This window comes from Lysobacter sp. F60174L2, assembly GCF_052547135.1.
Window position 1 is genome coordinate 910587 of record NZ_JBQWRA010000001.1, and the last position, 24206, is coordinate 934792.

Genomic DNA, 24206 nt, shown 5'->3' on the forward strand with positions numbered 1-24206 from the left:
GTCGGGTGTCGGGTGTCGGGACCGGGAACGGGAACGGGCTTCAGACTTTGGTTCGCTGTCCGCTCATCTTCGATGGTGGCGTCAGGTCGAAAATGGGCTTCGGGCGGGAGCGTCGCCCCGGCTGGGGTATTGCTTCCCGGCTCGGTCGGGCATCCATGCCCGACTCGCCGGCCGCGGACATCCATGTCCGCTGTGCGCAATACCCCAGCCGGGACGCCGCGTCGCGACGGGCTGGTGTGGGCGGTTTTTGGCTGGGCCGGCTTGATGTAGGAGCGACGTAAGTCGCGATTTCCTCGCCGTTTCCGGGTTCAGGGCGTCGCGACTTACGTCTCTCCTACAACGGAGGGACACCGCGATAACGTGGAAACGCGCGCGATGAAGGAAAACCCGATGCGTCGGCAGAGCCCGTCGCTGAAGAAGGGCCACCTCCGTGCCAGCCCATCAACCGGCGAACAACCGCTCGATATCCGCCTCGCCCAACATCCGCCACTCGCCCTCCGCCAGCTCCTCGAGCGCCAACCCACCCACCCGGCTGCGATGCAGCGCCTCCACATGGTTGCCGACCGCGGCGAACATGCGCCGGGCCTGGTGGTAGCGCCCTTCGGTCAGGGTCAGTCTGGCGTGCCTCGGGTCGACCACCTCCAGCCCGGCCGGCGCCAGCGGGGTCTTCTCCGACTCCAGCATCAGCGTGCCGCTGGCGAAGATCGCCTTCTCGTCGCCGCGCAGGTCCTGCGCCAGGGTCGCCTCGTAGACCTTCGACAACTTCGACTTCGGCGAGACGATCCGGTGCAGCAGCTGGCCGTCGTCGGTCAGCAGCAGCAGGCCGCTGGTGTCGCGGTCGAGCCGGCCGACGGTCGACAGCAGCGGCGAACGCAGGCGGTAACGCGGCGGCAGCAGGTCGTAGATGATCCGGCCGGGGTCGCGGGTCGAGCAGGTATAGCCGACCGGCTTGTGCAGCATCAACAGCATTCCCGCAGGTGGATCAAGCGGTTCGTCGTCGATCCGGATGGCATCGTGCGCGACCTTGTCGTCGGCGTACAGCACCTCGCCATCGGCATCGGTGATACGGCCCTCGCGGAACATCAGCGCCACCTGCTTGCGGCTGCCGTAACCGAGGTTGGCGATCAGCTTGACCAGTTTCATCGCCCGTGGTTCCTCGCGGCGGCGGCCTTGTCGAATGGTTTCGGCGCGCGTTCGGGTCGCGCCGGCAACGCCTTGACGGCCTCGATGATCTTGAAGCCGTCCTGTTGGGCGACGGTGCGCACGCTGCCGAAGCTCGCGTTGAGGACTTCCTCGTACGGCAGGTGGCGGTTGGCGACCAGCCACAACCGGCCACCGGGCTTGAGCGCTTCGGCGGCGACGGCGATGAAGCGGCGGCCGATGTCGGGACGGTCGGCGCGGCCCTGGGTGTGGAACGGCGGGTTGCTGACGATCACGTCGTAGCGTTCCGGCAGGCCGGTGGTGACGTCCTGCCAGTGGTAGCCGAGCGCGGCCTGCGACTCGAACGACGCGAGGTTGTGGCGCGCCAGGTCCAGCGCGCGCGCTTCGGCCTCGTACAGGTCGAGCGCGGTGATGCCGGGACAGCGTTGCAACAGTTCGACGGAGAGATAGCCGAAGCCCGCGCCGAGGTCGGCCGCGCGGCCGGACAGGTCGGCCGGCAACTGGGCGGCCAGCAGGGCCGAGGCCGAATCGATCCGGTTCCACGCGAACACACCGGGGCGGCTGGTGAAGCGCCCGTCGGCAACCGCTCGCGGCGCGTCCAGCGCCTGCCACTGCGCCAGCAGCGCGACATCGACTTTCGCGGCGCTGTCGGCCCGATGCAGCGGTGCGGTCCAGAACACGCGGCATTTGTTCTTGGTCAGGCTGCCGACCGGACCGGCGAGCCTGCGCAGGTCGTCCTCGCCCGAACGTGCGCCCTCGTTGTTGGCAAGGCAGGCGACGACCCGGCCGCCGGGCGCCACCGTAGCCACCGCACGCGCATACAGTGCCCGCGCTTCCTCGCGCTGGCGCGGAGGCAGCAGCAACACCAAGGGGTAGCGTCGGTCATCGCCGGGCTCCGCCAGCGTGAGTCCCGCGCGTTGCAGCGCGTCCGCATCGGGCTTGAAGCTCTGCTCGCAGACCAGCCCCGCACGCGGGCGCCGGTGCAGCGCCGCGCCCTCGCGCGCGCGCAGGAACAGCGTGCCGGCGGCGTCCGGCCACGGCAGCAGGTTCTGCTCGAACGGCAGCATCAGGGTGTCCAGCGCGGGATCGTCGAGGGTCATGCGGGCGGGCGTGGCAGCGGGTCGCCCAGTTTACTGGCGCCCGGCGGCGCGCACGCCTGCACGCATCCGTGACGGTTGGCCACGCAGGCTGCGGAAATGCCGGAAGGTCCCTCCATCGTGATCCTGCGCGAGCAGGCCGCCAAATTCGCCGGCCAACGCATCCACGAGGTCGGCGGCAACAGCCGGCTCGACATCCAGCGCATGGCCGGCCAGCGGGTGGAGGCGCTGCACAGTTGGGGCAAGCATTTCCTGCTGTGCTTCGAGCCGCCGGACGCCGGCAACTTCACCCTGCGCGTGCATTTCCTGCTGTGGGGCAGCTACCGCATCGACGAGCGCCGCGAGGGCCGCGCCGAGCGCCTGTCGCTGGCATTCGACAACGGCGAGCTGAATTTCTACTCGAGCTCGCTGAAATACATCGAAGGTGACCTAGACGCCGCCTACGACTGGAGCGCGGACGTGATGTCCGACGCCTGGGACCCGAAGGCCGCGCGCCGCAAGCTGCGGGAACGACCCGATGCCCTGGCCGCCGATGCCCTGCTCGACCAGGACGTGTTCGCGGGCGTCGGCAACATCATCAAGAACGAGGTGCTGTTCCGCATCCGGGTCGACCCGCGCACGCCGGTCGGGGCGCTGTCGGCGCGCAAGCTGGGCGAGCTGGTCACGCAGGCGCGTGAATACAGCTTCGATTTCTACCGCTGGAAGAAGGACTACGTACTCAAGAAGCACTATCAGGTCCATACCCGGACCGAATGCCCCCGGTGCGGTCGCGGGCTGAAATTCGAAGCAAAACTCGGCCGCAAGCAGCGCCGCGCGTTCTTCTGCGGGCATTGCCAGAAACTGTACGAATGACGTTCACTTTTTTCATCCGGACCCAACGTCTCCGCCCTCATCCTTGCCCCCACACTTCCAGCGGAGAACGCCATGCGCGCCCTATTCGTCGGTGGCACCGTCGACAACAGCGAACTGGACATGGACGGTGAGCCGCCAACCCACTATCCGGAGAACACCGGCGCCGGCCGCCCGCGTTATCGGCTGCACCAGCTCGGCCAGCGCGACGACGGCATCGCCTACGCGGTCTACGCCGCACCGGAGATGGCCGACGACGAAATCGAGCGGATCACCGACGAGCGTGATTACGCGCGACGCTTCAACGCCACGGCGGTACGAGCGGACCTGCCCGCACCTTGAGCGACTGTTCGATCGCCGGTCGGATGCTGCAGGCAGCACCCCTGTAGGAGCGACGCAAGTCGCGACCCGCCGATCCCCGGAGGCGATGAACGGTCGCGACTCATGTCGCTCCAACCTGGCCTGTCAGCCTTGCAGTTCGCGCAGCGTCACCGACGGCGGCGCATCCAGCACCCGGCGGGTGGCGAACAGGCCCGCCGCCAGCGCGGCCAGCATCCCGAGCGCGGCACCGACCGCGGCCATGCCCCAGTTGGCCTCCCATGGCAGGTCGAACACCCGGGTCGCGACCACGCCGGCCAGCACCGAGGCCGCGATCGCCGCGACCACGCCCGAGAGCAGCCCGATCGCCGCGAACTCCGACGCCTGCGCCAGGCGCAACTGCCTGCGGCTGCCGCCGAGGGTGCGCATGACCCCACCTTCCAGCAAGCGCTCGTCCTGGCTGGCGCTGACCGCCGCCATCAACACCAGCAACCCGGCCAGCAGCGAGAACCAGAACACCACCTCGACCACGGTGGACACCTGGTCGGCGGTCGCGCGTACCTGCTTGAGCACCGCGTCGATGTCGATCACGCTGAGGTTGGGGAAGCGTCCGACCAGATCGGCGGTGAAGCGTGGGTGTTCCGGCGACACGCTGACGGCGGTGATGTGGCTGGCCGGGAAGCCGTCGAGCGCACCCGGCGAGGCGACCACGAAGAAGTTGGGCCGGAAGCTCTCCCAGTCGACCTCGCGCAAGCTGGTGATGGTGGCGCTGAAGCGCTGGCCGGCGATGTCGAACGCGACCGTGTCGCCGATCTCCCAGCCAAGCGATTCGGCATAGCCCTGCTCGACCGACAGTTCCGGCGCAGCCGGCACCTTGGCCCCCCAGAACGTGCCGGCGACCACGCGGTTGTCGTCGCGCAGTTCATCGGCCATCGACAGGTTGAACTCGCGGTCGGCACGGCGACGCGAGCGCTGCGCATCCTCGCTGGCGGCACCATCGTTGCCGTCGTCGGCAGGGGTATCGACATAGTCATCGCCCGACACCGGCTCGCCGTTGTGCTCCACCAGCCGGCCGCGGACCATCGGGTACAGCGTCGGCGCATCGATACCCTGCGCGGCGATGAACGCACGCACCGCGTCGACCTGGTCGTCCTGCACGTTGATGATGAAACGGTTCGGCGCGTTCGCCGACAGCTGCAGCTGCCAGCGGTCGAGCAGGTCGGTGCGCACGAAGGTCAACAGCAGCAGCGCCATCAGCCCGAGGCCGAGCGAGGCGACCTGGGCGATGCTGGTGGCGGGCCGGCGGCCGACGTTGGCCAGTCCGTAGCGCAGGCTGCCGCGCAGCCGCGAGCGCAACCGCCGCAACAGCACGATCAAGCCCCATGCCAGCAGTGCCAGCACCGCGAAGGTGCCGACGATGCCGGCCAGCATCGCGGTGCCGAGCGTGGCCGAGCCGGCCTTCCACCACAGCAGCGCGCCGAGCCCGCCCAGCCCGGCCAGCGCCACCAGCCATGCGCTGGGTTCGGTCGGATCGAGGTCGCGGCGCAAAACCCGCAACGCCGGCACCCGGCGCAGAGCGAGCACCGGCGGCGCGCCGAACGCCAGCAACACCAGTAGGCCGACGCCGTAACCCTGCAGCGCCGGCAGCCAGCCTGCGGCCGGGATCGCCATGCCGAGCACGGGCTCAAGCCACAGGCCGATGGCCCATTGCAGGACGAACGCGATGCCGACGCCGACCGTGCTCGCCAACAGGCCGAGCAGCACCAGCTCGCCGATGTGGACGCCGGCCAGGGTCGCCTGGCTGGCACCGAGGCAACGCATCACCGCGGTGCCCGACAGATGCCGCTCGCTGTGCCTGCGCGCGGCCATCGCCACCGCGACCGCCGCCAGCACCACCGACACCAGCGCGGCGAGGCCGAGGAAGCGGCCGGCGCGATCGAGTGCGGAGCGGATTTCCGGCCGCGCATCGCTGACCGTCTCCAGCCGCTGGCCACGCGCGAGTGCGGGCTTGGCTTCGGCGACGAAGCGCTCGACCGCGCCCGGCTCGCCGGCCACCACCAGCCGGTAGCGCACGCGGCTGCCCTCCTGCACCAGCCCGGTCGCGGGCAGGTCAGCGAGGCTGATGGACAGCTTCGGCGCGACATTGAAGTAGTCGAGTGCGGCATCGGGCTCGGCGATGACCAGAGCGGCCAGCCGCAGCCGCGAATTGCCGACCGTCACCTCGTCGCCGATACGCGCACCGAGTGCGTCGGCGCCGGCGCGGCTGAGCCATGCGGTGCCGCTCGCGGGCACGCCGCCGGCAAGGCGTTCGACGCCGGAGCCGTCGACCAAAGTGAACGCGCCGCGCAGCGGGAATCCCTCGCCCAGCGCGCGCAGGTCACCCAGTTGCAAGCGCGCATCCGCACCGCTGCCGACTCCGATCATGGTGTTGAGTTCGACCGTGCGGGTGGACTGCAGGCCGGCTGCGGCGCGTTCGATCTCCACGCCGACCGGCGCATCGCCGCGCACCACCGCGTCGCCACCGAGCAACTGGTTGGCCTGCAGCGTCAATGCGCGCTCAGCGCGATCGGTGACGAAGCCGACCGCGGTCACCGCCAGTACCGCCAGCACCAGCGCCGCCAGCAGGATCCGCACGTCGCCGGCCTTGAGGTCGCGGCGCATCTGCCGCCACGCCATCGCCAACACGTTCGCCGGGCCGATACCGCCCGGCCGGACGCGGCCCGCACTCATGCGGCGATCCGCTCGTCCGCCACCAGCTCGCCACCGTCGAGCCGCAGGCGGTGACGGCAGCGCTCGGCCAGGTGGTCGTCATGCGTGACCAGCACCAGCGTGGTGCCGGCCTCGGCGTTGAGTTCGAACAGCAGCTCGATGATCGACTGCCCGGTGTGGCTGTCGAGGTTGCCGGTCGGCTCGTCGGCGAACAGCAGCGACGGCGCGGTGACGAACGCACGCGCGAGGGCGACGCGCTGCTGCTCGCCGCCCGAGAGCTGTCGCGGGTAGTGGTCGAGCCGCTCGCCGAGCCCGACCTTGCGCAGGATTGCACGCGCCGGTGCATCGACCTCGGCGTCGCCGCGCAACTCCAGCGGCAGCATCACGTTTTCGAGGGCGGTCAGCGACGGCAGCAGCTGGAAATTCTGGAATACGAAGCCGACCTTCTCGCCGCGCACCCGGGCGCGGCCGTCCTCGTCCAGCGCCGACAACGCCTCGCCGTGGAGCGTGACGCTGCCGCTGCTCGGCAGGTCGAGCCCCGCCATCAGCGACAGCAGCGTGCTCTTGCCCGACCCCGACGCACCGACGATCGCGACGGTGTCGCCTTGCGCGATCGTGAAGCCGACCCCATCGAGGATGGTCAACGGCCCCGATGGTAGCTGCACGCGCTTGCCAAGCCCGGCGACCTCGAGTGCCGCGGTGACCGGTGTCGAACCGGCGGGCGTGGTGGCAAGCTGCTGAACGTGGCGATCGGCCATGATGGGTCCTGTGGCGACCCCTGCCGGGCGCGTGGCGCCGGCGACAGGAGACGGATGCAATGGGTGGATGGGTGAACGGAACGCGCGTCGTGCGACACAGGTATGCGGCCTCCAGCCGCCCGGTTCAATGTGCCATTGGCTTGTTGCTGGCGTCGCTGGTCGCGCTTTTGCTGCTGCACGCCGGCCCGGCGCGGGCCGCGCCGGCGCAGGATGGCGACGGTGAAACGGCCCGGACCCGCACGGTGCTGGTGATGGGTGACTCGCTGTCGGCCGCCTACGGCCTGGCCGCCGACGAGGGCTGGGTCGCGCTGACCGCCGAGCGCATCGCCAAGCGCAAGCCCGGCTGGCAGGTGGTCAACGCGAGCATCAGCGGCGAGACCACCGACGGCGGCGCGGCGCGGATCGTCGGCGCACTGGTGCGGCACCGGCCGGACGTGGTGGTCATCGCGCTCGGCGCCAACGACGGCTTGCGCGGACTGCCGACGGCGCGCACCGCGGCCAACCTCGCCTACATGATCGGTGCCGCCGACGGCGCCGGCGCGCGCGTGCTGCTGATCGGCATGCAGATGCCGCCCAACCTCGGCGCCGCGTACACAAAGGCATTCGCCGGCAACTACCCCATGCTGGCCGAGCGGTTCGATACCGCGCTGCTGCCGTTCCTGCTGGAACCGATCGCGCTCGACCGCAATGCATACCAGGCCGACAACCTGCACCCGGTCGCCGCCGCACAGCCGAAGTTGCGCGACCATGTGTGGACCGAGCTGGCACCGCTGCTGGACCTACCCCACCCTGCAACCCCGCCCTTGTAGGAGCGACGCAAGTCGCGATGGCAAATCGGTCGCCCGGCACCCCCACTCACAACCCGCCACGCTTCCAACGCACCCGCGTGTGATATTCCGGCTACCCATGCGAATCACCCGGTATGGACACCATCACGGACCTCCCGGTGATCGACGCCATCGACACCCACGCCGATCCGCGGCAAGCGGACCCTCCCCAGGCCCGATTTGCCGCACTGCTCGACCGGCACCGCGGCATCGTGCTCAAGGTCGCCCACGGCTATTGCCGCGACCCCGAGGACCGGCGCGACCTGCTGCAGGACATCAGCGTCCAGGCCTGGCGCGCGTTCCCCGCGTTCGACCCGTCGCGCAGCCGGTTCTCGACCTGGCTGTACCGGATCGCCTTGAACGTCGCGATCTCGCAGGTACGCCGCAGCCAGCTGCGCCGGCAACACCACGCCAGCCTCGATGACGAAGCGATGGCATCGTTGCCCGACCCGGCCGCGCACGGGCCGGACGGGGCCGACGCCGGCATCCGCGCGCTGCACGCCGTGATCGACCGGCTCGATCCGCTCAACCGGGCATTGATGCTGCTGTACCTGGACGAACGCAGCCATCGCGAGATCGCCGAGATCCTAGGCATCAGCGAAGGCAACGTCGCGACCAAGCTGCACCGGTTGCGGCAACGGATCCGCGAAGAACTCGATCCCCCCGCCACCCCGAGGACACCCTGATGGAACTCGACGAAATGAAGTCCGCCTGGAGCCGCCTCGACGCCGAGCTCGATGCCGCGTGGACCCGGCTCGACCTGCGCGCGGACGGCATCGAGGCCCTCGTGCTGCAGGACCGGCGCGAACGCGGTCTTGGGCTCGGTCGCGCGGCGCTGCGCCGGTTCGGCCTGGCGCAACTGGTGGAGATGGCGGTCTGGATCGCGATGGTGATCGTCGCCGCGTCGTTCTGGTACGACCACCGCGCGACGCCGCACCTGCTCGCCGCCGGCCTGGTCCTGCACGTCTACGGCATCGCCGCCATCTGGGCCGCCGCCACCCGCGCGCTGCTCGCCGCGGGGGTCTACTACACCGCCCCGGTGCTGGACATCCAGCGGCGCCTGGCCCGGCTGCGGCGGTTCACCAGCGTCACCACCGTCGCCCTGGGTCTGCCGTGGTGGTGCCTGTGGCTGGTCGCGACGATGGTCGGCGCCAAGCTGTGGATGGGGATCGACCTGTACACGGCCGCGCCCGGCTGGGTGGTGTCCACGCTGGCATTCGGCGTGGTGGCGATGGCCGGCAGCGTATGGCTGGCGGTGCGATGGTCCAGGCATCCGCCGGCCCACCCGTGGCTGCGCGCAATCATCGATGACCTGGCGGGCTGCAACCTTCGGCGAGCCGGGCGACAGCTCGACGAGATCGAGCGGTTCGAGCGGGCGTAGGCGGGGCGCTTCTGTAGGAGCGACGTGAGTCGCGATCTCACTGATATCCGGTTTCGCCGTGCGTTCGCGACTTACGCCGCTCCTACAGGGGGCGGTGACGGTTACAGGGGCTGTTTGCCGGTGAGGACGGGGTAGGGATTGATCGCGGTGCCTTCCCACCAGCGCTTCTCGGGGCCGAGCACGAAGATCGCGAAGTGCAGGTGCGGGGCGTCCTCGCTGGCGTTGCCGGTGCTGCCGACGTAGCCGATCACCTCGCCGCGTTTCAGCACCTTTCCTTCGACCAGCCCGGCGGCATAGCGGTCCAGGTGGGCGTAGTAGTAAGCGTGGCGGCCGTCGGGGTCGAACTGGTAGATCGTCAAGCCGCCCGGGACGCTGGTGAACAGTTTCTCGACCTTGCCGTCAGTCGCCGCCAGCACCGGCGTGCCGCGTGGCGCCATGATGTCGATCGCTTCGTGCACGCGACCCTGGCCGCGGGCATCATCGAAGGTGTTGTCGAGTTGGGCGAGCTGGATGCCGCGGACCGGCACGATCAGCTCCGCGCCAACCGCGGCGACCGTCGGAGTGGATGCCTGCGCCGACGTCGGTGCGGTGGACAACGGCGGGGACAATGGCGGCGCGTCGATCCGCGTCGATGGCGGCGTTACCGCCTGGCGGGTGGGATCGGCCGATGACGCAGGCGGCGTCCCGGCCGACGGCGCGGTAACGGACTCGGCATGCTGACTGCGCTCGCGCGCGAACACCACCGCCGCATCCGGATCGGCATCGCCCCAGGTCATGAGGAAGTACACCGCGTTGGCGCCGACCAGCAGGCCGGCGAGGAACACCAGCAGCACCTTCATCTAGCGTTCCCCTGCCGCATCGTCATGGTCATTCGCGCAGCACCGCCGTCGTGCCCGGGGCAACCGCTTCCGACAGCGCGCGGGCGCTCCAGTTGGTCATGCGGATGCAGCCGTGCGACTGGGTCTTGCCGATCGTCGACGGCACCGGCGTGCCGTGGATGCCGTAATGCTCCTTCGACAGGTCGATCCAGACCACGCCGACCGGATTGTTCGGGCCGGGGGCTATCTCGGCTTTCTGATGGCCGGGGTCGGCGTCCCAGAACAGGTCCGGGTTGTAGTGGAACGGCGGATCCTTGGCGACGCCCTTGATGGTCCAGTCGCCGATCGGCAACGGGTCGTGCGAGCTGCCCATCGTCGCCGGCCACTGGGCGAGCGTCCGGCCCGCGTCGTCTAGCAGCATCACCACCGCGTCGGACTTGTCGACCACGACCTTGTCGCCCTTCGGCAGGGTGGCCGCGGCGACGTTCGGCACCGTCCAGGTGGCGCCGACCTCCGTTTTCGCACCCGGGTTCAAGCGCTGCAGCAACGCCGGGCTGGCGTGGAAGCGTTCGCCCAGCGCTTCGAGGGCGGAGCCGTAACCCAGATGTTCCAGCCCGGCCTTGGCCTCCATGTCCTCGGGGATCTCCACGAATGGGCCGGCGACATCCGCGGCTGTCAGGGTGTAGCGCACCAGCGCGTCGACGGTATCGCTGTTGAGTGCGATCCAGGTCGCGGGATCGATGGTGCCGCTCGGATCGAGGTCGCGGCTGCGCTGGAAACCTTCGATAGCGCGCCGGGTGTTGGAGCCGAAGGCGCCGTCGATCTCGCCGGGCGAGAAGTGCGCGCGATCGAGCAGGATCTGCGCGCGCAGCACCGCGGCGCCTTCCGCGCTGCTGTCGGCGCCCACCGGGGTGCGGATGGCGGCGTCGTTGACGCTGGCGGCATCCAGCCGATCGGATTCTTCGGCAGCTGTCGCAGGCGGGGCGTCCTCGGCCGTCATCGGTTGCGTGTCCTGTGCGAACGCGGCGAGCGGCATTGCCGCAAGCGCACACGCCAGGGAGATCGCGTGCTTGCGCATCCGGAAGGAAGTGGGGAAACAAAGGTCTGCTGTCACGGCAATCGTCCATCAATCGATTGCCACCGATCCTGCTGGAGCCCTATTCGCGGTTGCGTGAAAGCGGCCGACCAGGCTGGCTGGCAACTGAAGCGACCGCCTTGTCCGGCGCGCCTTCATCGGCGCACGCGAGGAAGCGCGAGCCCTTGAGCCAATCCATGTCGGGGTAATAGGCGAACAGCAACTGGCCGCCCTTGAGGCTGTCGATCACCTCGCGTGCGATACCGCTGCGTACCGCCGGGCAGCCGAAGCTGCGACCCAGCCTCCCCTGCCGCAGTGCCTGCTCCGGATCGACGTAGTCGGCGCCGTGGATCACGATCAGGCGCTCGCGCGCGTGGTCGTTGACGCCGGGTTCAAGACCATCCATCCGCAGCGAATAACCGTGGCCGCCGATGTAGGTCTCGGCGGTGCTGAACAGCCCGAGGCTCGACTGCAGGCTGCCCTCGACATTCGAGAACTCGGTGGCCAGGTTGGCGCCGCTGTGCTTGCCGTGGGCGACATGCTCGACGTACAGCAGCCGGGCGTCGTCCAGCGCGAACACCCACAGCCGTGGTTCGGTCGACGGCCGCGAATAATCGATCACCGCCAGCCGCTCGACCGGTGCGACCGTACCGCTGCCGGTCGCGCATTGTTGCGCCTGGACCGCCAGCGCGAGCACCTCGGGATCGGCCTTGGGCGCGGCGAGCGCGAGGCGTTGGGCCAGCGTGGGCTGTGGCGGCGCGGGAGGCACCGGCGGCGGGAGGATTTCCGGGACCGACACCACCTCCACAGGCGGCGGGGTGCTGGTGCAACCGGGCAACAGCGTCAGCATCGATGCCGCGACCAGCCATGCAAGGCGACGCAGCACCGCGCGCGGCGGCATCGGGTTGTCGGGTCGCGGATCCACCTTCACATTTTATCGACACGGGACCGCGCGCGACTGAATCACCCTGAACGCGTCAGCCCGGTTCAGCCAGCGTTTGCGTGCTCGCCTCATCCCAACCCTGCCAGGGATCCCGGCGCAGGCTGGCCGCGCGGCGCAATGCACGCGCCATCGTGTAATCGGCGCCGGAACGGGTGCGGCCGAGTTCGTCCCAGTGCAGCGGCATCGCCACGCCCGCACCCGCACGGGCCCGCAACGACCAGCTTGCAACGCTGGTTGAGCCGCGCGCGTTGCGCAGCCAGTCGATGAAGATCACGCCGCGCCGCTTCGCCTTGGACGCGGTGGCCACGTAACGGTCGGGTGCCTGCTCCGCCATCGCATCGGCGATCGCTTCGCAGAATGCCTTGGCCTCGTCCCAGCCGGGTCCCGGCGCGATCGGTACCACCACGTGCAGCCCCTTGCCGCCGGACAGGCGCAGGAAACCGGCCATGCCGGCACCCGCGAGCCGGTCGCGCACGTCGCGTGCGCCAGCGCGCATCGCCGACCACGCCACACCCGGGCCGGGGTCGAGATCGAACACCAGCCGGTCGGGATGTTCGAGATCGTCGATCCGCGACCCCCAGGGGTGCAGCTCCAGGGTGTTCATCTGGACCAGTTCGAGCAGGCCGGTCGCGTCCTCGATGTACAGGTAATCATCGTGCGCGCCGTCCTTCTCGCGGATCGGCACCGCATGGACCGAGTCGCCAAGGGCCTGCGCATGGTGCTTCTGGAAGAAGCACTGGCCCTTGATTCCGTCGGGACAGCGCACCACCGACAGCGCCCGGCGCGCGACCTCCGGCAACAGGCGGGGCGCAACGGTCCGGTAGTAGTCGGCGACCTGCTGCTTGGTGATTCCGTCGGCCGGATACGACAGCTTGCCGGGGCTGGTAAGCCGCACCGCGTCCGCCGGTGCCATGCCGGTCATGTCGTCGTCCCCGTCGCGCTGCGGATACCCATCGGCGGCGGACTATGCGGCCTTGCTGCGTTTTGCCGTGGTTTTCTTCGCGGCCTTCCTGGTGGCCTTCTTTGCCGCCTTCTTCGCGCTGGCCTTCTTGGCGCCCTTCTTCGCCGGCTTCTTCGCGGCCTTCTTCGCCGGCTTGCGCTCCGCCTTGTCGTCTTCGTCCTTGCCGGCCGACTTCCTCGCGGGCGTGCGCTTCTTCTTAGCGATGCTCTGCTGCAGCAACTCCATGAAGTCGACCACGTTGGTGCTGGCATGCTCCTCGACCTCGGGCTCCTCGTCGCCATGACGGACGACGCCCTTGTCCTTCATCCGCTGGGTGATCACCTCCTGCAGGCGGTGGCGGAACTCGTCCTGGTAATCGTCCGGCTGCCAGTCGCCCGACATGGTGTCGATCAGCTGTTCGGAGAACTTCAGCTCCTTGTCGGTGATCCGGTAGTCGCCACTCCTGCCCTCGGGGATGCGGTACTCGTCGATGTCGACCAGTTCCTGCGGGTAACGCATCATCAGCAGCAACAGTGCATTGTCCTGCGGCATGACCGCGCACAGGCTCTCGCGGGTGCGGATCACGACGCGCGCGATGCCGATCTTGCCGGTACTGGCGAGCGCCTCGCGCAGCAGCACGTAACCCTTTTCGGCCTTCTTCGCGGGCACCAGCACGTAGGGCTTCTCGAAATACTGCGGACCGATCGCGGCGACGTCGACGAACGCCTCGACCTCGATGGCGTCATGGCTTTCCGGCGCGGCCGACTTGATGTCGCCGGGGTCGAGCACGACGTAGCTGCCCTTGTCGTACTCGAACGCCTTGACGATGTCCTTCCAAGCCACTTCCTCGCCGGTCTCCGCGTTGACCCGCTCGTAGCGGATCGGGTGGTTGTCGCGGACGTCGAGCATGCGGAACGAAATGTCGGTCTTGCGTTCGCCCGACATCAGCGATACCGGGATGTTGAGCAGGCCGAACGACAGCGTTCCTGACCACACGGGACGAGCCATGGCGATCTCCTGGACGAGGCGGTCCACGGGCACCGCCCGGACCGGGCGCACAGTATCGAGAGCCCCGCGTGACGCGTGTGTCGAGCTTCTTCGCCGGGGCCTCCGTCGTCAGGACAGCGCGCGCTCGATGTCCGGCAGCGGGACGTTGGTCAGGTCGCGATCGAGTTCGCCGATCAGCCGGTCATGAACTTCCTTGTGCAGTTGCGGGCGTATCTCGCCGAGCGTACGCGGGTCGGCCACCAGCACCACGTGGGCATAGCGCTGTTGCAGGGCGCCTTCGTTCAGGCGGCGCGCCAGTTGTCGCGCGAACGTCGCCTCGTCGGTCTGGTAGCCGTCGTTCCCACCGGGCTGTATGCCGGAAGGACCCTCGTCGTTCACGTTCATGACCTCGAGCAGGTCGACCTGCTGCAGCGAGAGCCCGGGCGGGTCGCCGACGTTGCGGAACACGCGCGCGCTGCCACCGTCGGCGACCACCACCAGCGTGCCTGCGGGGATGTTTTCCACGAGCCTTCTCCTTTCGTGTTTCGAAAGGACAGTCTGGCCGCGGCGATGTGATGCGGAAGGCTAGGCCACGCGAATTTTTCACCTTCGGTTTCCGCCGAGCCCGCTAGCGTGGCCACCACGCCAGTGGAGACCACGCAGATGACCCGCAACGCCGAACGCGTCCACACCGACCGGGCCGAACTCGACCGGCTTGGCCACCTCATCGAACAGTTGCCCAATGGAGCGCACGTGGTGCTGCGGATGGAGGACGGCGATGCCATCGAGGGCATCGTCGCGGCCCGTCCGATCGCCCAGGTGTTCTTCGGGCCCGGCGGGGAGGAAGGCACCAACGCGGTGCTGCGGCTGGAGCAGCCGGCGCTCGACCAGCCGGAGAGCGCCGGATGGCGCGATGTCTGGGTCGACCGGATCCAGGCGGTCCGGCGGCTTGATCCGGAATGAGCATGGCGACGTTCGCGCCCGGCGCTCCCGGTGCCGCTATCCCTGCAACAGCATCCGGGTAACCCCGTTGGTCCAGCCGAAGCCGTCCTGCAGCGGGTACTCACCGCCACCACCGCCGTGCGCGTCGTCCGGGGTCGCCCGCACGTCGTATTTCTCGACCAGCTTGCCTTCGCGCCGGTAAACGTCGGAGACGGTGCGCAACCAGCGTCGTCGAATGTCGCCGGCCAGCGCCGACTCGCCGTAGTCGGCCAGGCCGAGGATCGCCATCCATTGCAGCGGCGCCCAGCCGTTGGGCCGGTCCCATTGCTCACCGTTGGCCACGCAGGTGGTGGCGAGCCCGCCGCGGTCCAGCAGGCGGTTGCGCACGGCGTTGGCGACACCGGCGGCCTGGGCGGGACTGGCGATGCCGACGTACAGCGGAGTCGTCATCGCCGCGTTGGGCTGCGGACGCGGCTGACCGTCGCGCCAGTCGTAGTCGAGGTAGGTACCGTGCGCATCGCTCCACAACCAGCGGTCGATCGCGTGGCGGCGCGCGCTTGCGCGGTGGGCGAACTCGCTGGCGGCCACCTCGTCGCCGGCGGCGGCGCCCAGCTCGGCGATCTGCTCCTCCAGCTTGTGCAGGAAGCTGTTGAGATCGACAGGCACGATCGCGGTGGTGCGGATGCTGGTCAACGCACCGTCGCCTCCGCACCAGCGCGAGCTGAAATCCCAGCCCGAGGCCGCGCCGGCGCGCAGCTCGCGGTAGACCTCGTGCGCGGGGCGGTCGCAGGCGCGCGCCGTGGTCACGTCCTCCAGGTACGACTCCTCGCGCGGGGTGTCGCGGTCGTCCCAGTAGCGGTTGAGCAGCGCGCCGTCGTCCATCCTCACGCAATGGCGATGCACCTCGCCAGGTCGCAGGTCCTCGCCGCCGTCCATCCAGAACGCGTGCTCTCGACGCAGCCGCGGCAGGTAGGCCAGTGCCTCGCGCACGCCCTCACGCTCGAACAGTTCGGTCATCAGCGCGAACACCGGCGGCTGCGAGCGGCTCAGGTAGTAGCTGCGGTTGCCGTTGGGCACGTGGCCGAAGGTGTCGATCAGGTAGGCGAAGTTGTCGGCCATGTGCCGCAGCAGGTCGCGCCGGCCGCTGGCGGCGAGGCCGAGCATCGTGAAATACGAATCCCAGTAGTACATCTCGCCGAAGCGTCCGCCCGGGACGACGTAGGGGTTGGGCAGCGGCAGCAGGGAGGAGCGCACCGGGTGCTCGCGCGGCTGCCGGGTCAGCACGCTCCACAGGCCATCGATATGCTCGACCAGCGAGCGCTCGGGATCGGACACGTAGTCGCTTTCGTGCGCGGCCTCCGGCTGGAAGTGCTCGTGCACGAAACCGGCCAGGTCGAAGTCCGGCTGGTCGTGGCGTGCGCGATAGGCCTCCAGGATGCGCTCGGGCGCGGCCAGTGGCGCGCAGTCGACAAAGGTCTTGCTGTCGGGAAAAACCCGCTGCATCTGCACCGCCACGAACAGCTCCTGGTAGCGGTCCGCCGGGCCCAGGCTGTCGGCCGGTGCCACCCGTGCAACCCGGGCCTGGTGGCGTTCCGTGTCGGCGTTCGCGTCCACCCCGGGGCGTGCAGGCTCAGTCATCGGCGCCGCTTTCATCGGTCCGGATGCGCTTCTCGCTGTAATCCCAGGTCAGGCCGCCATCGACGTAGACGGTGCTGCCGGTGATGTAGTCGGCATCGCTTGATGCGAGAAACGCGGCGACCCCGGCGACGTCCTTCGGGGTGCCCAGCCGGTTCAGCGGAATGTTGGCCAGCAGCGGCTCGAGCAACGCGGGGTCATCCATCACCGGCGCGTTGATCCGCGTGCGGATCGCGCCGGGCGCGATGTTGTTGACGGTGATGCCCAGCGGCGCCAGCTCGACCGCGAGATTGCGCATCAGCATCTTGAGGCCGCCCTTGCTGGCGGCGTAACTGGCGAAGTTGGGGAACGGCAACTGCTCGTGGACCGAACTGACGTTGATGATGCGCCCGCCACGCTTCGCCGCGCGGCAATGGCGGACGAAGGCCTGCGCGGCGAAGAACGCGCCCTTGAGGTTGATGTCGAGCACGCGGTCGTAATCGGACTCGGTGACGTCCTCGAACGCGGCGAAATGCTCGACTCCCGCATTGTTGACCAGGATGTCGATCCGACCGGCCTGGCTCGCCGCCGCGTCGACCATCGCCCGCACCGCGGTGACGTCGCCGATGTCGGCCGCGAGCACCCAGCCGTCACCGCCGCCTTCGCGTATCAACGCCAGTGTCCTGCGCGAGTCGGCGTCGTCGTGGAGGTCGACGACCACCACCCGCGCACCCTCGCGGGCCAGCCGCACCGCGATCCCGCGACCGATGCCCTGGCCGCTGCCGGTAACCAGCGCCACCTTGCCTTGCAGACGCATGCGTCCTCCTGCCGGGAAAGTGGTCGCAGGCTAGCGCGGCGCGGGTAAAGGGACTGTCGCCGGATCAGCCGTCGCGTGGCTGCTCGCAGTCGATTTCTTCGCGGCTCAGGTTGCGGTCGCCGCGCTGCTGCTGGATCGGCGGCGTGACGTTGCCGCCCTGGCCGGGCTGGTTGGCGCGATCGCCGGGATTGCGCAGTTCGCCCTGGTCGGTATGGACTTCGTCGTCGGGTGACGCAGGTGGATGCAACTTGCTCATGGGCGACTCCTTCGGCGGCGGTTGGGCCGTCGTCGGAAACAGGTGTAGCAGCGCCGATGGCTCGACAATGTCAACGCCTTTACATCGAATGCGCGCATGTGGTTCTCGCGCCAAAAATCGATGGCTGGTGCTTGGCAGGTACCGCTGCAGTCCACTCCACGTCCGAGTATTCGAACCAGGTATTGGTGGCGTCCTTGGGACTGCCGACCGTCACGAACGACGCTTTCTGCGGGTGGCTGTCGCGCGTGCAAGGGCGGCAACTCTTGTAGGCCGGCAGCAACGGCTCTTCAGCACTCAATCCAAGAACTTGATCAGAATCGAGCCGATGGCTCCGAAGAAAATTCCGATCCCGAGAATGGTGCAGACCAAGGGCCAGTAGAGCTCCCACCAGCCCAGCGGCCCGTTGTCGCGCCACGAGAGGATGTAAGGGTCGTCTGGGTCAACCGGGTTGGCCTCTTCCACTTCCGGCGGCCAGACCGGCTGCTTGCTGGTCCACATCGCGAACATGCGGCCGATGGCGTTAAGGCCGAACGGAATGCACATCAGAATTTGCGCCCACGGCCAATGTCCTCCCGGAGCAAAGGTCCGCGCAATACTCCAGCGCCAGCCCTCTTTGCGCCCATCGATTGGCAACAACTGAACATTGTTGCCATCTTTGCCCTTCAGATGCCGATAAGTCCGCTCCATGCCATCCGGCGCCTCCATATATGGCTGCAAGAAGGCCCAAAACTTGTTCATGGACTCCTTGGTACAAGGCCACGTATAGCCGAGCGAAAACGACTCACGCACCGTCTCAGCATCGGCGTCCAACACATGGGCACGCAGGTCGTAGGTGGTGCCGGCAAGCGGACTCTTGGCCTCGCCGCGAACGATGTACAGATCGTCCCACGGCACCGTTAGGACGGTCCCGTTCTGGCGGAATACATGCACTTGCCGGGTCTTGCGGTTCAGACGCATTGGGTAATGAGTCCAACGCCAGGATTCGGTTCGGATGAGCCACCACCCCGCCCAGACCAAACCTAGGCTGAGCGGGGCCAGCACCAGCAACAGGAACCAGAGAGCCGATCGATCCGACGATTCGGGCGCCCATAAGAATGCCGTCCCTGAAATGCCAGCCAAAAACACGCCGCCAAACGCCACCGCAGAACCCAGCCACGCATTGAAGCCTTTGATGGGATACCAGCGATCCACCAAATCCATATACGTGCTGTTGAGTTTTATTACCGACAGAAAGTCCATCGGCGGCGCACTTACGACGCGATCCGGATCGTATCGAGTGGTCCGCTCCTCATCTGTCAGCGGACGGTCTACCGGGTAGCGGATGTTCCGATAATCGAGGCCTTCGTAATCCATCTCAACCTGCCAATGCGATCTTCAATTCTTTGAGCTCAAGTTCCGAGCCTTCGTAACGTTCGGCTTTGTCGAATGTCCCGAAGTAGCAGCGCTCGAGCCAGTCCTGCACCCTGTTGTCCTTGAACACTTCGATCAATACCGCAATGGTGATCACCAGCACCACCAGCACGATGCCGACACCGGTTGCCGCTGCACCAAAAATCAGAGCGCCCAACTTTGAGAAAGCGATCACCGCGGCAAACGAAGCCATGGCAGAACCGACAAACATCGCACCCACCCACGTGTTTCCTTCCTGGATTTCTTTCCAGCCGCGATAGCCATCCCAGATCGCCATCACGACACCAGCACCAATGCCCAAGAACTTGCCGACGCCCCGCAGCAACACCCCCAAGGTCTTCTCCAATTTCACAGCCAATCGGCTACCCGCTGTCGCCGCACTCTCCGACCACTTGCCCGTGGTCTCCGCCAAGGTGCCGGCCAGTCCTGCAAGGCCGGTATGGAACCGCCACTGGTTCTCGTTGGCCTCGTGCGCCATGCTTTTGTCCACGTCGTCGGCCAGCTTGGTCAAGGCGGCAATCTGCAGGCAACCGGTGATGACACCCAAGCCGGCGGCACCCGGCAGCAATTTCTTCCAGCGCAACTTGGTCATGTGGGCGATCCACGGGGTAACAGAGTTTTCCGATATCGCGACCAGCAAGATCCATGTCAACTTTCCGGTGCGATCTTCAGCTCTTCAGCACTCAATCCAAGAACTTAATAAGAATCGATCCGATGACACCGAAGAAAATGCCGGTTCCGAGCAACGTGCAGACCAGCGGCCAGTAGAACTCCCACCAGCCCAGCGGCTCGTTGTCGCGCCAAGTAAGGATGAAGGGGTCTTCGGGGTCGACCGAGTGGGCTTCTTCCATTTCCGGCGGCCAGACCGGCTGCTTACTAGTCCACATCGCGAACATGCGGCCGAGGGCGTTGAGGCCCAGCGGAATGCATAGCAGTAACATGGTCCACGGATACGGCCAACCCGGGGCAAAAGTCCGAACGATGCTCCAGCGCCAGCCTTCTTTGCGTCCATCCAGCGGCATCAATAGTCCATCGCGAAGATGCTTGTGGGTTCGCTCGACGCCGTCCGGCGCTTCCATGTAGGGCTGCAGGAATGCCCAGAACTTATCCATCGACTCTGGTTTTCCGGGAAACGAATAACCGAGCGAAAACGACTCACGTACCGTTTCGCCATCAGCATCCAGCACATGGGCGCGCAAGTCGTAGGTGGTACCGGCAAGCGGACTCTTGGCCTCGCCGCGAACGATGTACAGATCGTCCCACGGCACCGTGAGGACGGTCCCGTTCTGGCGGAATACATGCACTTGCCCGGTCTTGCGGTTCAGACGCATTGGGTAGTGAGTCCAGCGCCAGGACTCGGTTCGTAATATAAAAACTCCCGCAACTGCTATTAAAATAAACAAGGGAGAAAATACCCCTAAAGCTATCCAGTCAGACACCGCCACTGGAGCTTCTCGCCCCGAAAAAAACAAAGCATGGTAGATCATCAGGAGAACTCCAACAGACGCCACTGCGATGGCCCCGCCAAACCATGCGCTGAAGCCCGTTATCGGATACCAGCGATCCACGAGATCGATGTACGTGCTGTTGAACTTGATCACCGATAGAAAATCCATCGGCGGTGCATCCCCGATCTTTTTCTGGTCATAGCGTGTCGCCCTCTCCGCCCGTGTGAGCGGGCGATTCGAGGGATAACGAAGCTTACCGATGTCGCGACCAGCAAAATCCATATCAACCTTCCAGTGCGATCTTCAGTTCTTTCAGTTCCAATTCTGGCTCGTCGTAGCGCTCGGCCTTTTCAAAACTGCCGAAGTAGCAGCGCTCCAGCCAGTCCTGAACCTTGTTGTCTTTGAACACCTCGATCAGCACCGCTATCGCGATGACAAGCACAACCAGCACGATACCGATGCCCGTGGCGAGACCGACACCGATCAGCGAAGCTGCCCAGCCGGTAAACATGATGGCCGCAACAAACGATGCTGCTGCACTGCCGATGTAGAGCCACCCAATGCCATTCCCCTCTTGAATCTCCTGCCAGCCTCGATAGCCATCCCAAATCGCCATCACGACACCAGCACCAATGCCCAACGCCTTGCCACCGATGCGCAACCATCGACCAATCGTCTGCTCGATCCGAATGGCGTAACGGCTACCCGCTGTCGCCGCACTCTCCGACCACTTGCCCGTGGTCTCCGCCAAGGTGCCGGCCAGTCCTGCAAGGCCGGTGTGGAACCGCCACTGGTTCTCGTTGGCCTCGTGCGCCATGCTTTTGTCCACGTCGTCGGCCAGCTTGGTCAAGGCGGCAATCTGCAGGCAACCGGTGATGACACCCAAGCCGGCGGCACCCGGCAGCAATTTCTTCCAGCGCAACTTGGTCATGTTGGCCCGGTCCGCTTCGGTCAACAACGCACTTTCCGCGAACCGTCGGGGGGTGCCTTGGGGGGTCAGGCCGGGGAAGTCTCCCACCACCTGCGGGTCGGTCATGATCAGGTAGCGGTGGTGGCCGCGGGTATTGACCGATGCGCCGTAGATTTTCGCCTTGCGCATCTGCAGATCGATAGCTCGATTGAGGTCATCCATGCCCATCTGGGCGACCTTGGGATTGACGGCCACCATGCGTGCGGTCAGTTCGGCAATGGCATCCGCCTTGCTCATTGTCATGTCCACCGCGATCACCGGGGCCTTGGCGATCACACCCAGCATCACCAGGGCGGGGCCAATCACCTCGTCCACGGCCTTGCCCGCCACGTCGGCAATCGGACCGCCAATGGCAGCGGCCAGGCGCACCACGGAGTTGCGACCACCCTCGCCCAAGGCCTCGACTGCGCTGTCGTAGCCGCTGATCAGGCCGTCCCACGGAAGCCCTTGCAGGGAGTCGGGAGCCAACCCGCCTTGCGCCACCTTCTCAAGCTGCTCCAGTACTTCTTTCTGGTTGTAGCCCATGGCTCGCAGCACAAGGTTGTCTTTCTCGATCTGCGTGGCTCCCAGCCAGCGTCTGTATAGGCGATTGCAGGGCGTGTACTCCTGCGTGTTCTGGATACAGAGCAGCACGGTGTCAACGAACCCCTTTCCCGATCGGATATCGGAGTCATCGCAGCTGCAATGCAGGCGATCGACCAGGGATGTGCTCTGCATCCACGCCACATGCGCGTCTGCCAACGGCTTGATGACAGTCTTGTCGAGCTCGGCCATGCCGGTGCTCCACTGATCCTCCCAGCTGGCCAGCCGGCGATGGTTGTATTTCTTCCGGTACTTGACCCAAGCCTCTTCACGCGCGCTTTTGATCTGTTCGGGCGACGGATTGCGCCAGCGCTCGACGAATGCTTCGCGGCGCTCTTTGAGGCCAGGGCTCCACAAATCCGCCAGCGCCATGCCAGCGCGTGCGGCGCCGCCACCATCGCCCATTCCCATGTATCCGGGGTCGATCGCGTTGCGCGCATCGCGCTCGGATTGCCAGATCTGTCGGTTCTCTGCGTCTTCCTCGATGAAGCGGCGGATATTTCCGATAGCTGTGGATATGGCCAGCGGACGCTCGAACTCGACCGCCGTCAGCTTTTGTTCCAGTCGGGCTGCCATGAGCATGGCCAGATCGGCGGCGACTCCCACCGGATCACCCACCGCCACCAGCATCGGCTGTGCACCGACCTTCTCTCCGGCCTTTGCGGCCCATTCAAGCAGCCCCGGGGTTTCCTCTCCGCCAAACACGAAATCGTGATGCGAATGAGAGAACGCAGCCGCGCTTGAGGTCGCGGTAACCCTGCCCAGCAGCGACTGGGTTTCCTTCAACTTACCCGACTGTTTGTCGATGACGCGGGTTTCACCGATGACTTGACCACCTCGCAGGTTGTCAGTTGTCGCCAAGGCAAATTCGTTGACGACCTGCGTTAGCTGATCAAAGGGCGCCGTGTTCGGCTGACTGGTGTTGCCCGCCACCCATTGACCAACGTCGAAATGGGTCATGTGTCGCTGGCGGTAGGCCTGCTTGCGATGCTCTTCGAGTACGGCCGGGGTCCAGGCGGTGTCGGAGAAGCCCAGCCAGATCGCACCGGCACTCGCGGCATCCGGGATGGTGATGCAACGGGCGATGTACTCCTCGCCGGTGCGAAAACAGCTGAATTCGATCCGGTCAGCATCGGGCGGAGTGGTGTCCTCGATGTCGAACTCATACAGGTAGCCGTATGCGGTTACCAGATATGCCTTCCATTCGCCGCGCACCTCATTGAAGGAATACAGATAGCCGGGACGCAGCAGGCGCGCTGTGTACTTGGCGCTGTCCGCAGGCAGTGCGATGTCGATCAGCCCCGAGCCCAGCGTGGCCGGGAAGTCGAGCGCGGCAGGGCCGAGGTCTTCCAGGTCCTTTCGGGCAATCGCGGGGCGCAGGGGAAGAATCGGCAATCCCTGCTTCTCGCAAAAGGGACATTGTTTGGCGGCGGGTTCAGTCATGCCAGCATCCTTGATGGCGGGGCCAGTTCGGTAGCGAACTGACGCAGGGTGGTTTGGTCCAGGTCACGGCAGGCGCCGACATATCCACCCGGGTGCTCGTGCGCGCGATCGAGCCGCTGGACGATTTGCGGGTGACGATGGATGTTCTGGTGGATGATGACGGCCTGGGCGGCGTACAGGCGACGGTCTGCTTCACCGGTGAGGCGGTGTCGTTGCCATGCTTCCCGCAGCAAGGCGTCGATGCGCTTGGCCAATCCGTCGTCGAGAACGAAACCGGCTGCACTACGCTCGATTTGCTGCAAGGTCTTGTTCAGCATGCCCAGCCTCTGCAAGGAGTCCCATTGCTCTGGCGTGACGCGAAACCCGGACAGCACCGAGGGCATCTCGATGCGCTCGTACTGCTGCCAGTCGCGTGCGGTGTCGCGCCAAGTCCAACGCGCGATCCGTCCCATCAGCAGTGTCATCTGTGTGTCCGTCAGCAACCACGCCAGATGGCGGAAGACGCGCGGATCGAAATGGCGCAACAGCGCGTTGCCGCCATCCGGAGTCTGGATGACCAGCCGGTTGGAGAGGTGTGCGGCCACGGCCGAGGTATCGGCGTCGGTAACCAGCAGCGCGGAGAAGAACGGGTGGCGACTGTACTTTTCATGTCGTTGAACGCGTTCAAGCAGGTTCGCGCAAGCAGTATCGGAAAAGCCCCTCAGAGGGAACAGCCGCGGCATCAACTCTGGACGCACCTCGACCCGCGCCGGCACGAGCGGCGTGAAAGGAAGATCGCTCCACAGGTCCGCGTCCACTTGCAACGGGTTGAGGATGGCGTAGTCATGCGCTTGCAGCAGGCGGTGATGAAGGTCTGCCATG

Annotated in this window: 23 protein-coding genes and 1 pseudogene; 6 read left to right on the forward strand and 18 right to left on the reverse strand. The window is 66.6% G+C overall.

Features of this window, described 5'->3' with window-relative positions:
* Positions 1–441: 441 nt before the first annotated feature.
* Positions 442–1143 carry a pseudouridine synthase gene (locus tag ACT9AS_RS04140; protein WP_445098839.1) on the reverse strand — a complete coding sequence of 234 codons (702 nt, stop codon included), beginning with the start codon at positions 1141–1143 and terminating at the stop codon, positions 442–444.
* Positions 1140–2261, reverse strand: a complete 1122-nt coding sequence (locus ACT9AS_RS04145; RefSeq protein ID WP_445098840.1) for a methyltransferase — start codon at positions 2259–2261, stop codon at positions 1140–1142. The genes ACT9AS_RS04140 and ACT9AS_RS04145 overlap by 4 nt, the downstream gene beginning before the upstream one ends.
* A 96-nt stretch (positions 2262–2357) precedes the next feature.
* Here ACT9AS_RS04145 and ACT9AS_RS04150 point away from each other — a divergent pair, with 96 nt between their 5' ends.
* Together ACT9AS_RS04150 and ACT9AS_RS04155 are read left to right on the forward strand one after the other, a co-directional pair.
* Positions 2358–3110 (forward strand): DNA-formamidopyrimidine glycosylase family protein, encoded by a 753-nt coding sequence (locus ACT9AS_RS04150; RefSeq protein WP_445098841.1) that lies wholly within the window; start codon positions 2358–2360, stop codon positions 3108–3110.
* Between the two features lie 72 nt (positions 3111–3182).
* Positions 3183–3449: a hypothetical protein gene (locus ACT9AS_RS04155; RefSeq protein WP_445098842.1), complete on the forward strand. Its 267-nt coding sequence runs from the start codon at positions 3183–3185 to the stop codon at positions 3447–3449.
* Between the two features lie 123 nt (positions 3450–3572).
* Here ACT9AS_RS04155 and ACT9AS_RS04160 read toward each other — a convergent pair whose 3' ends face one another.
* Together ACT9AS_RS04160 and ACT9AS_RS04165 are read right to left on the reverse strand one after the other, a co-directional pair.
* The gene (locus tag ACT9AS_RS04160; protein WP_445098843.1) at positions 3573–6155 is read right to left on the reverse strand and encodes an FtsX-like permease family protein; all 2583 of its coding nucleotides are present in this window, start codon (positions 6153–6155) and stop codon (positions 3573–3575) included.
* On the reverse strand, positions 6152–6892 hold the full coding sequence (locus ACT9AS_RS04165; RefSeq protein ID WP_445098844.1) for an ATP-binding cassette domain-containing protein: 741 nt from the start codon (positions 6890–6892) through the stop codon (positions 6152–6154). The genes ACT9AS_RS04160 and ACT9AS_RS04165 overlap by 4 nt, the downstream gene beginning before the upstream one ends.
* A 140-nt stretch (positions 6893–7032) precedes the next feature.
* Here ACT9AS_RS04165 and ACT9AS_RS04170 point away from each other — a divergent pair, with 140 nt between their 5' ends.
* From ACT9AS_RS04170 to ACT9AS_RS04180, 3 genes are all read left to right on the forward strand, one after another.
* Entirely contained in the window at positions 7033–7701 is a 669-nt protein-coding gene (locus tag ACT9AS_RS04170) for a GDSL-type esterase/lipase family protein (RefSeq protein ID WP_445098845.1), read from the forward strand.
* 113 nt (positions 7702–7814) lie between these two features.
* The gene (locus ACT9AS_RS04175; protein ID WP_445098846.1) at positions 7815–8405 is read left to right on the forward strand and encodes a sigma-70 family RNA polymerase sigma factor; all 591 of its coding nucleotides are present in this window, start codon (positions 7815–7817) and stop codon (positions 8403–8405) included.
* Entirely contained in the window at positions 8405–9100 is a 696-nt protein-coding gene (locus ACT9AS_RS04180; protein ID WP_445098847.1) for a hypothetical protein, read from the forward strand. The genes ACT9AS_RS04175 and ACT9AS_RS04180 overlap by 1 nt, the downstream gene beginning before the upstream one ends.
* A 101-nt stretch (positions 9101–9201) precedes the next feature.
* Here the strand turns inward: ACT9AS_RS04180 and ACT9AS_RS04185 are convergent, their stop codons facing one another.
* The 6 genes and pseudogenes from ACT9AS_RS04185 to ACT9AS_RS04210 all read right to left on the reverse strand — a co-directional run bounded on the left by ACT9AS_RS04185 (position 9202) and on the right by ACT9AS_RS04210 (position 14388).
* Positions 9202–9939: a peptidoglycan DD-metalloendopeptidase family protein gene (locus tag ACT9AS_RS04185; protein ID WP_445098848.1), complete on the reverse strand. Its 738-nt coding sequence runs from the start codon at positions 9937–9939 to the stop codon at positions 9202–9204.
* Positions 9940–9967: 28 nt separating this feature from the next.
* A complete protein-coding gene (locus ACT9AS_RS04190; protein ID WP_445098849.1) occupies positions 9968–10996 on the reverse strand; it encodes a L,D-transpeptidase family protein in 1029 nt (342 codons plus the stop codon).
* A gap of 79 nt (positions 10997–11075) precedes the next feature.
* Entirely contained in the window at positions 11076–11918 is an 843-nt protein-coding gene (locus tag ACT9AS_RS04195) for a murein L,D-transpeptidase catalytic domain-containing protein (protein WP_445098850.1), read from the reverse strand.
* A 52-nt stretch (positions 11919–11970) separates the two neighbouring features.
* Positions 11971–12873, reverse strand: a pseudogene (ligD, locus tag ACT9AS_RS04200) (non-homologous end-joining DNA ligase); the annotation flags it as partial.
* 27 nt (positions 12874–12900) lie between these two features.
* Positions 12901–13884 (reverse strand): non-homologous end joining protein Ku, encoded by a 984-nt coding sequence (ku, locus tag ACT9AS_RS04205; protein WP_445098851.1) that lies wholly within the window; start codon positions 13882–13884, stop codon positions 12901–12903.
* Positions 13885–13992: 108 nt separating this feature from the next.
* Positions 13993–14388, reverse strand: a complete 396-nt coding sequence (locus tag ACT9AS_RS04210) for a baeRF12 domain-containing protein (protein ID WP_445098852.1) — start codon at positions 14386–14388, stop codon at positions 13993–13995.
* Between the two features lie 138 nt (positions 14389–14526).
* Between ACT9AS_RS04210 and ACT9AS_RS04215 the strand changes: the two genes are divergently transcribed.
* The gene (locus ACT9AS_RS04215; protein ID WP_445098853.1) at positions 14527–14826 is read left to right on the forward strand and encodes a DUF3247 family protein; all 300 of its coding nucleotides are present in this window, start codon (positions 14527–14529) and stop codon (positions 14824–14826) included.
* Between the two features lie 36 nt (positions 14827–14862).
* Here ACT9AS_RS04215 and treF read toward each other — a convergent pair whose 3' ends face one another.
* From treF to ACT9AS_RS04255, 8 genes are all read right to left on the reverse strand, one after another.
* A complete protein-coding gene (gene treF / locus ACT9AS_RS04220) occupies positions 14863–16443 on the reverse strand; it encodes an alpha,alpha-trehalase TreF (RefSeq protein ID WP_445098854.1) in 1581 nt (526 codons plus the stop codon).
* Entirely contained in the window at positions 16436–17236 is an 801-nt protein-coding gene (locus ACT9AS_RS04225; protein ID WP_445098855.1) for a glucose 1-dehydrogenase, read from the reverse strand. The genes treF and ACT9AS_RS04225 overlap by 8 nt, the downstream gene beginning before the upstream one ends.
* A gap of 64 nt (positions 17237–17300) precedes the next feature.
* Complete coding sequence (locus ACT9AS_RS04230) at positions 17301–17492, reverse strand: hypothetical protein (protein ID WP_445098856.1); 192 nt, start codon at positions 17490–17492, stop codon at positions 17301–17303.
* Between the two features lie 294 nt (positions 17493–17786).
* Entirely contained in the window at positions 17787–18845 is a 1059-nt protein-coding gene (locus ACT9AS_RS04235) for a DUF6708 domain-containing protein (RefSeq protein ID WP_445098857.1), read from the reverse strand.
* Position 18846: 1 nt separating this feature from the next.
* The gene (locus ACT9AS_RS04240; protein ID WP_445098858.1) at positions 18847–19494 is read right to left on the reverse strand and encodes a hypothetical protein; all 648 of its coding nucleotides are present in this window, start codon (positions 19492–19494) and stop codon (positions 18847–18849) included.
* Positions 19495–19585: 91 nt separating this feature from the next.
* Positions 19586–20632 (reverse strand): DUF6708 domain-containing protein, encoded by a 1047-nt coding sequence (locus ACT9AS_RS04245; RefSeq protein WP_445098859.1) that lies wholly within the window; start codon positions 20630–20632, stop codon positions 19586–19588.
* 1 nt (position 20633) lies between these two features.
* A complete protein-coding gene (locus ACT9AS_RS04250; protein ID WP_445098860.1) occupies positions 20634–23345 on the reverse strand; it encodes a T6SS effector BTH_I2691 family protein in 2712 nt (903 codons plus the stop codon).
* Positions 23342–24205, reverse strand: a complete 864-nt coding sequence (locus tag ACT9AS_RS04255) for a DUF4123 domain-containing protein (protein WP_445098861.1) — start codon at positions 24203–24205, stop codon at positions 23342–23344. Before ACT9AS_RS04255 ends, ACT9AS_RS04250 begins: the two co-directional genes overlap by 4 nt.
* Position 24206 lies beyond the last annotated feature (1 nt).